Genomic DNA, 8,186 nt, shown 5'->3' on the forward strand with positions numbered 1-8,186 from the left:
CCCTGTGCTGACCGTCGTCACGTTCCTGCCGCTGCTGGTGTGTGCAGTGCTCCTGCTTCTGCCGCGCAGCCTTCCCGATCGGGTGCTCGTCTGGACATGGATCGCCACCGCGGCTGCCGATCTGGCCCTCGTCGTCGCGCTGTGGGTGGGCTTCGACCCCGATGGCGGAATGCAGTACCAGCAGCGCGTGCGCTGGATCCCCAGTGCCGGCGTCGGCTACCACGTCGGTGTCGACGGCCTGTCCCTGCCCCTGGTCGCCCTGACCTGCCTGCTGTTCCTGGCCGTCGCCGTTCACTCCCTGCGCGAGAGGCGGCGTGTGCGTTCCTACGTCTGCCTGTTCCTGTTCCTGCAGACCGTCAGCGTCGGCCTGTTCGTCGCCCTGGACCTGATCCTGTTCTTCGTCTTCTTCGACCTCTCCATCGTCGGCATGTTCTTCGTCATCGCGGGCTGGGGGCACGGCGAACGGGCCCGGGCCGCAGCGCTGAAGTTCTTCCTCTACACCTTCATCGGCTCCCTCGCCCTCCTGCTCGGCTTCATCGGCCTCTACCTGGCCGCCGACCCGCACACTTTTGACATCGTCGACCTCACCCACAGCAACCCACTGGCCGGACGCGGCCTGTACGCCAGTCTTGTGCTGTTGGCCATCGGCGTTGGACTGGCGGTCAAGACCCCCACCGTGCCCTTCCACACCTGGCTGCCGCCCGCCCACACCGATGCCCCCGCCACCGGCTCGGCGATCCTCGCCGGTGTCCTGCTGAAAATGGGCACGTACGGGTTCGTGCGCATCGCCATGCCCCTGCTGCCCGGCAGTTGGCGCCACTACGCGCTCGTCATCGTGATCGTCGGCGCCGTGTCCGTCGTCTACGGGGCCTTGGTGGCGCTGGCGCAGACGGACTTCAAGCGCATGATCGCCTACACGTCGGTCAACCACATGGGCTACATCATCCTCGCAGTCGGCGCCGCCGGAACACTGGCGGGCAGCGACGCCCAAGCCCGCTCCCTGGCGGTGACCGGGGCGGTGACCCAGATGGTCAGCCACGGCCTGATCACCGGAGCTCTGTTCCTGCTCGCCGGAGTGCTCCACGACCGCGGCCGCACCTACACGATGGACGCCTACTCCGGCTTGGCCGCTCACACTCCGCGCTTCGCGGCGGTCACCGCCGTCGCCGCGTTCGCCAGTCTCGGCATCCCCGGCTTCTCCGGCTTCATCGCCGAGTTCCAGATCTTCGCTGGCAGCTTGGCCTCCCAGGCGATCGCCACCGCCATCGCCGTGACCGGCATCCTGATCACCGCGGCCCTGTTCCTCACCGCTCTGCGACGTATGTTCCTCGGCACTCCACGCCTGCCCGAAACGATCTCTGCTGGCGGAGTCGGCGACCTGAGAGGTACCGAGGCGCTGTCCACCGTGTCCCTGCTCGCGGTGGCCCTGGTGATCGGCGTCGCCCCGCGGTGGCTGCTGGACGTCATCGAACCGGCCAGCCGGACCCTGACCGGGCTGGTAGCACGGTGAACGAAAACCTGACGGCCCTCATCCCCGAACTCGCCCTCGTCGGTGCCGCCGTCATCGGCCTTCTCACTGGCTCTTGGCTGCCCCGCCGCCGCCAGTGGATCGTCGCTGCCCTCGCAGCCGTCGCTTGTGCGACCGGGCTGGTGGCCACCGCCGTCACCATGGCCACGGGCCGGGAACAGACCGTCTTCTCCGCCGCGTTCGCCGTCGACACCGCCACCGACTTCGGCCGGCTCATTGTCCTCGCCGCGCTGCTGCTGATCATCGGCATGTCGGTGGAGACCGTACGCGGCCACAAACGCGAAACAGAGTACTGGGTGCTCCTGCTGCTGACCGGCGCGGGCACCCTCGCCCTGCTCGGGGCGAACGACCTGCTGATGCTGTTCGCCGCCTACCTGCTGGCGAGCATCCCCGCCTACGCGCTCGCCGGCTTCACCAAGGACGCCCGCGGTACGGAAGCTGCCCTGAAGTACTACCTAATGGGCGCCCTGCTCGGCACCGCCATGCTCGCCGGCATCGCGCTTCTCTACGGCGTCGGCCACGGCACTCACTACAGCGAACTCAATGCGGGCCTGCCAGCCGCTTCCTACGGCCTTGTCGCCATCGGACTCGTCGGCGTACTCGCCGGTCTGCTCTTCAAGGTCGGCGCGGTACCGGTCCACTTCTGGGTGCCCGATGTCACCGACGGTGCCCCGACACCTGTCGCCGCCTACGTCACCACCCTCCCCAAGATCGGCGGCCTGATCGCCGGCTACCGCCTCCTTCACCAGGCGCTTCCCAACAGCGACGTCAACTGGCCGCTGCTCCTTGGGATCCTTGCCGCGGTCACCATGACCCTGGGAAATCTCGCGGCGTTCTTCCAGACCTCCGTCAAACGCCTGCTCGCGTACTCGACCATCAGCCAGGTCGGCTACCTCCTCATGGCCTTGGCCGTCGCCACCTACAGCGATTTCGCCCAGAAGAGCCTGCTGTTCTACCTGGCTGCCTACGCCGCCACCAATCTCGGTGCCTTCGCTGTCGTCACGGAACTCCCCGCTGCGCGTGCCCTTGCCGACTACAGGGGCCTCGCCCGCAGCCATCCCGGCCTCGCAGGCGTGCTTGTCGTCTGCCTTCTCGGCCTCGTCGGCACTCCGCCCACCGGCGTCTTCGTCGGCAAATTGGAGATCTTCAGCGCGGCCATCGACGGCGGCTACACCTGGCTTGCCGCCTTCGCCGTCGCCAACACCGTGGCCTCCCTCTTCTACTACCTGCGCTGGCTCGCTCCCTTGTTCACCACCGCCGATGAGGTACCAGTCAACGGGCACACCGTCCTGGGCCGTTGGTCGGCCGTCACCGCTTACACGGCGGCTGCCCTGTCCCTGGCGCTGGGTATCGCTGGGGAGGCTGCCCTCACGCTCACTACGGGACCGCTTCTGCCCTGAGGCCCGCGCTGTGACGTTCGTGTGACTCACCGAGCCCGCCGCTCTTGCCGTATCGCGCATGGAGCCGTCCGGGGCGAGGGTTTCGCCCCGGACGGCGGTGGGCTGAGACCGCGCGTCACCAGGAACGCGAACGGGGCACCTGCGCCGCCGTCAGGTCCCGGCTGTCACGTGGACGACTACCCCTGCCTCCGTGATCGTGGTGAGCCGGAGCAGGTTCCTACAAAGGGAGGAAGGCGTTGGCGCGGGCGTGGTGGGCCAGCGTCGCGCCGGTTTCGAGCTCATGGAACCAGGCGTGCAGGCGTAGGGATCGATCGGCCAGCCGTGGCACGACGCAAGGGTAGTTACTGAGGTTGTCGAGCTGTGCCAGGACGTGCCAGTGCCCGGCGGCGGTGAGGTCTCCCGTCAGCGGAACAGGTTCGGCGCGGTCCGCCTCGGCCTCGTCCGAGGCTGCCAGGGCAGCGCGCAGGGCGGCGGAGACGATGTCGCAGTGTGAGTGACCGCAGATGATGATGTCTGAAACATTCAGATCATTGACGGCATACTCAATCGTCCGTGACTCACCGGTCGGAGCGTCGGGAGCGTAGGCCGGGATTTCTCCGCCGTGAGTACGGAGTTCGAAAAGATCTCCAGGCCGGGCCGCTGTGATCAGACCAGGTGCGAAGCGGGCATCGGAGCAGGCGACGAACATCGCCCGCGGCCTTGTTAGCTCTGTGAGGCCGCCCAAGTGCAGGGTATGGGCAGTTGCGCGGGCACGGTAAACACGCGCTTGGTCGATCAAATACTGCATGACGCTACTGCCTCCCCCCGTGTCGTCACTTGGTTGCCGATTGATCCCTTGAACGCCTCATAGGCAGCAGAGGCACGGATGAGGGCTCCGCCAGCGAGGAAGGGGAGATTCCTCTGGATACCCGTGCCGAGCAACGTCGTCACAGAGAAGGCGCTCCGGACCGTGAGGACGGCGGGCACGACGGAACAACGTGGCGTCGTGGGGACGGCACGCTCATGCATGACATTCATGATGCGAAACTCTCCGAATCCCCCGGCGCAGCGTGGCACCGGGGCTGGGGCACCGGCCTTACCGGACGGTCACCCTTGTGCCCGCCCGTCAGGGCAAGCTGAGACCACCGATCGGCATCGGCCGGAGAGGGACGAGGGAGCTCTTCCGCCGCAGCGGCGGCGCTCTGCCCTCATGCAGCCTGACCAACAGCGCCGACATAAGCGGGGCACTGCTCTGAGGGATCTTGTTCTCAGGGCCGTTGCTCTGGTGGCCGCGTAGCAGTGGCCACAAGAAGGACAGCAAACGCCGGATGACGGTCGACAGCGTTTTGCTCTGCCACAGCAGGCGCTCGGTGACGCCTAGGAGGCGAGCGGTCAGCAACACCATGACCAGGTGGCCGGCCAGCATCGCACTGGGAGGTGAACCACCGGCTGCCTCAGGTTCGACCATCCAGGCCCAACCATTGTCGAGATCGCCGGTCGCCGTCACTGCCGCACATGCGTCAGGCAGGGAGTAGACGGCGTGGTACGCCAGCTGGGCAACAGCGAGTGCTGCCAGCAGCTGGGTGTCTGTCAGCGTTTTCTGTGTGAGTACTGCCGCTCCGGTGCCAACCACCGCGGTCAGTCCGGCAACGATGAGCCACTGAGGAGCGTGGCACTGCACCAGAATGTGTCCAGCCAATGGCATCAGTACGCACAGTGCCGCCAGCACGCTTGCCCGCAGCCCGCGCAGCACACTGGACGCCCCAGGGGCAGATCCTAGAGAGCATTGTGGCTGCATGGAGTTCAGAGCCTTCCAAGGCCGCCCAACGTTGGGCGGAGCGGCGGACGATTCGGATGAAGTCGGGATGGCTGCCCGTACGTAAGGCAGACTACCCACTCCGCCTTGGGCTGGTGTAGGACCGGCAGGTCTGTGACGCGGCCGTTGCCGAGCCGCTGACTGATTATCCACCGAGCCGTGGCGCGGTCCAGCCGCGGGATCCTGTAGGCAAGCCGGTCAGTGACGGTTAGTCAGGCACACGGGACGCGTTGGGACGGCCATTGCAGGGAACCCGTGGGATGCGAAACCCTCCCGTGGTCTCGACAATGCCTCTCACGCCATCTTCACACCCTCGGAGCCCTTCGCGGAAACAAGTCCGCACCTGTTCGGCGTTGGCGATGATGAATCAAGGAGGGGAAGTGTCGGGCCTGACGTTGTTCCGCACGAAAATGTCGAACGAAAGCGTGATTGAAGTCATTCCGCGCCTCGCCGAGTTCGAGGCCGAGGTGCAGGATCTCGTCGAGGCACACATGGAGACGATGCTCGGTGTGCGGTTCCTGGCGAGCGAGTACGGCACCGGGTCGCTCCATGGTGGCCGAATCGACTCGCTAGGGCTGGATGAGAACGGGGCGCCGGTGATCGTCGAGTACAAGCGAGGCACGGACGCTGGTGTCATCAACCAGGGGCTTTTCTACCTTGCATGGCTGATGGACCATCGTGCCGAGTTCGAGCACTTGGTCCGGCAGCGGCTCGGGGTGACCGCAGCGTCGCAGGTCCTTTGGAGCGGACCGCGTCTGATCTGCATTGCCGGCGATTTCACGCGTTATGACGTGCACGCCGTGCATGAGCATCGGCGGTCGATCGACCTTGTCCGCTACCGATTCTTCGGTGGCGAGCTGCTGGGCCTTGAGACCGTGGCGTCCGTGAGCGGCCGCATCCAGGGGGCGAGCCGAGTCCGTCGGCGGGCGGTTGCCCGAGCGGTGCACGACGTCCAGGGTGCGTCGATGACGGAGCTGGCGAGCGCAGTCGACGAGGCCCTGCTCGCGCTCGGGGACGGCGTGAAATGCGTCGAGCGCAAGACCTACCGGGCCTATCAGCGGCTGCGGAACTTCGCCTGCCTTTGCCCGCCGCAGCGCAGCAAGCTGCTGGTCTACTTGAAGGTTGATCCGGAGGACGTCGACCTCGTGCCGGGATTCACTCGTGACGTGTCGGGTCTTGGCCACCACGGTACCGGTGATCTGGAGGTGCAGTTGCGCAATCCGAAAGACGTGCTGCGGGCGCAGGAACTGTTCCAGGCCAGCTACGCGTCGGCCTAATCACCTGGCTGTGTCTGGCCGTTCTGTGCTCGTGGGACAGCTCCTTTCGATGCGGGGGCGCGGCGTGCCGGTGGGCTACTCATGATGCGCAGGATCGCCGGTTCCTTTCACAGGCGATTCCCGTTGTGATGCCCGCTCCTGTGTGGTGGTGTTCAGCGACACCGGCTGGCCGTGGAGTCGGCGGCGACGATGAGCATGGCCGGCGGGCTGGTGAAGAGCTTTGTCCTGCGTTCGGGGCCCGCGGTCTGTGGGAGGCGCAGGCCGGTTTCGTGGGCGAGGGACCCGGAGAGATCGGTCAGGAGCGAACTCGGAGTGTGCGGGGACGCGGTGACGACATAGGTGGGCCGGTCGGGGCCTGGGCCGGCCCAGATGGTCCAGGTGGCCTGGTTCTGGCCGGGGTGCTGGGCAGCGAAGGCATCAAACTGCATGCCTGCGTCCCCGTCGGGGGACGTCCAGTGGATCCATCGGCCGTCCACGGTGTGCTTCCATCCGGCCTCGGAGAGCGACTGGGTGGCTGCGGTGACCATCTTCTCGTCCACCGGGGCGCTGATGGCCGTGTCCCAGCCGTCGCCGTCGGCGAGGTGGATCAGCAGATGTCGCAGCACTGGAGCGGGGGTGGTGCCGGTCGCGGTGAGTACCCATATGCGATCGGAGACGGGTGTCTCGTAGGCGGCTACGGTCCATGCGGTCTCGTTGGCGGGGGTTTCGTGGACACGCTCGATGCGCAGGGTCTGCGACTCGTGGATGGGGTGCGTCGTGTCATCCGACCAGGTTCGCCACTTCTCGAACTCGCCGTGTTCGTCGAGGAAGGTGTCCAGGAGGGCGTCGTGGTCGCCGGCATCGGCCAGGTAGACGGGGACGGTCTCCGGCCTGGAGCGGGAGCGTTCGGACTTGGCTGTGGTGACGTCGAAGACCAAGTGAGCTTTGGCGGTGGCGCGTTCGGTGTCGGTCAGGGGTGCCGGGTCGGGGCGCATCTCGGCCGTCTGGGCCTTCTCGAAGGCGAGGAGCGCCTGGGCGGGTGAGTCAAAGGTGTCGGCTACCTGGCGCAGGTGGTCCTCGCCTTCGCAGGAAGACGGATTTTGCGCCTGGGCGGAGGTATGTGCCGACCGCGACGGTCGTGTGACCGTCGTGGGCGTGGGCGTGGGCGTGGGCGTGGATGAGGAGCTGTCCGTGGCGGATGTCGTCGTCGATCTTCTGCGCCTGATTGGAGACCTCACGGATGTCGCTGCGGGTGCACCAGGGCATCGGGTAGTTCGCCCAGGTCCATTCCTCGTTGATGGCCTCCTGGAGCCGCGGGGAGACCTCGACGGTGATGCCTTCGGCGATCAGGTTCTAGGCGGCGTCGGCGGCCCAGTAGGACTCCTCGTGATCGATGCGGGCCAGGACCAGGACGCCCGTGGCGATGACACTCCAGCCGGGCAGCCTCCAGAGCCATGGAGACGACGCGGGCTTGGGCGCCGGTCAGGACGGCCTGCACGGCGCTCGGGTGAGTGGGGTGGGTGTCGAGGCGGACATGGGCGTCGATGGCGGGAGTCACGTGGGGGCCTCATCTGCTCTGCCGGTGGCCGGGCCCGCGAGTCCGGCCACCGGCGTACTCGGCAGTTATCGGGTTACTCGTGTGGGTCGGGCGGCGTGTGCGGCCGTGGTGGTCGGCGGGCCGGCGCGGGTGGCGGGCGCCGCTCGCCGCTGCTGTGGCGGGGCGGCTCCGGTGGCGTGCTGCCAGCGGGTGCGGATGGCGGCGATGTCCGCGAGGGCTCGGCGGGCGCCGACGACCAGCTGGAAGGGGGTGCTCGCCGGGTCGCCGGCGTACGCCTCGATGCGCCGTCCGGTGTGCTCGGCCGTGGACAGGATGGAGCGCCGCAGGGCGCGTTCGGCCCAGTGCCCGACGGATCCTGCCGGTTCGGCCAGCATGCGCAGGACCTTGCCTGGTGCGCTGCCGTCGTCCAGCAGGCCGCGCTGCTGTGCCTCCCACAGAGCCGTTACGGGGTCGACGGGCTCGTTGCGGCGGGTGAGGGTGGTCAGGCACTGCCACAGGCCGGCGTGCAGGGGCAGGGTGAGGTCGTCGGGGAGCAGCCACCGGACGGCGTCGATGTCGTCAGGGCGGGCGGTGGCGGTGGCGAGCAGTAGTTGCTCCTCCTCGATCGCCTCGATGTGGTCGGGGGTCTGGGCGGGTGTTGGTGCGGGGG

The 8,186-nt window shown here is 67.4% G+C and carries 7 protein-coding genes; 3 read left to right on the forward strand and 4 right to left on the reverse strand.

Features of this window, described 5'->3' with window-relative positions; all coding sequences use genetic code 11:
• The first annotated feature begins 4 nt into the window (after positions 1–4).
• Both HZS56_RS15175 and HZS56_RS15180 read left to right on the forward strand, forming a co-directional pair.
• Positions 5–1,510 (forward strand): complex I subunit 4 family protein, encoded by a 1,506-nt coding sequence (locus tag HZS56_RS15175; RefSeq protein WP_108988926.1) that lies wholly within the window; start codon positions 5–7, stop codon positions 1,508–1,510.
• Positions 1,507–2,928 carry an NADH-quinone oxidoreductase subunit N gene (locus tag HZS56_RS15180; RefSeq protein WP_108988925.1) on the forward strand — a complete coding sequence of 474 codons (1,422 nt, stop codon included), beginning with the start codon at positions 1,507–1,509 and terminating at the stop codon, positions 2,926–2,928. The genes HZS56_RS15175 and HZS56_RS15180 overlap by 4 nt, the downstream gene beginning before the upstream one ends.
• Before the next feature lie 217 nt (positions 2,929–3,145).
• Here HZS56_RS15180 and HZS56_RS15185 read toward each other — a convergent pair whose 3' ends face one another.
• Both HZS56_RS15185 and HZS56_RS15190 read right to left on the reverse strand, forming a co-directional pair.
• Positions 3,146–3,715, reverse strand: coding sequence for a carbonic anhydrase (locus tag HZS56_RS15185; RefSeq protein ID WP_108988924.1), 570 nt, complete (start codon positions 3,713–3,715; stop codon positions 3,146–3,148).
• Between the two features lie 318 nt (positions 3,716–4,033).
• The gene (locus HZS56_RS15190) at positions 4,034–4,660 is read right to left on the reverse strand and encodes a hypothetical protein (protein WP_244942111.1); all 627 of its coding nucleotides are present in this window, start codon (positions 4,658–4,660) and stop codon (positions 4,034–4,036) included.
• Between the two features lie 443 nt (positions 4,661–5,103).
• Between HZS56_RS15190 and HZS56_RS15195 the strand changes: the two genes are divergently transcribed.
• Positions 5,104–6,000 (forward strand): DUF5655 domain-containing protein, encoded by an 897-nt coding sequence (locus tag HZS56_RS15195; RefSeq protein WP_108988922.1) that lies wholly within the window; start codon positions 5,104–5,106, stop codon positions 5,998–6,000.
• A gap of 152 nt (positions 6,001–6,152) precedes the next feature.
• On the opposite strand, the gene HZS56_RS38205 is transcribed toward HZS56_RS15195, so the two are convergent.
• Complete coding sequence (locus HZS56_RS38205; RefSeq protein ID WP_244942110.1) at positions 6,153–6,974, reverse strand: SPDY domain-containing protein; 822 nt, start codon at positions 6,972–6,974, stop codon at positions 6,153–6,155.
• A 628-nt stretch (positions 6,975–7,602) separates the two neighbouring features.
• Positions 7,603–8,186: DnaB-like helicase N-terminal domain-containing protein (locus tag HZS56_RS15205; protein WP_301543030.1), on the reverse strand; the 584-nt coding region annotated here is incomplete at its 5' end.

It is taken from the genome of Streptomyces mayonensis, from assembly GCF_018982965.1.
GTDB classification, from domain to species: Bacteria; Actinomycetota; Actinomycetes; order Streptomycetales; family Streptomycetaceae; genus Streptomyces; species Streptomyces mayonensis.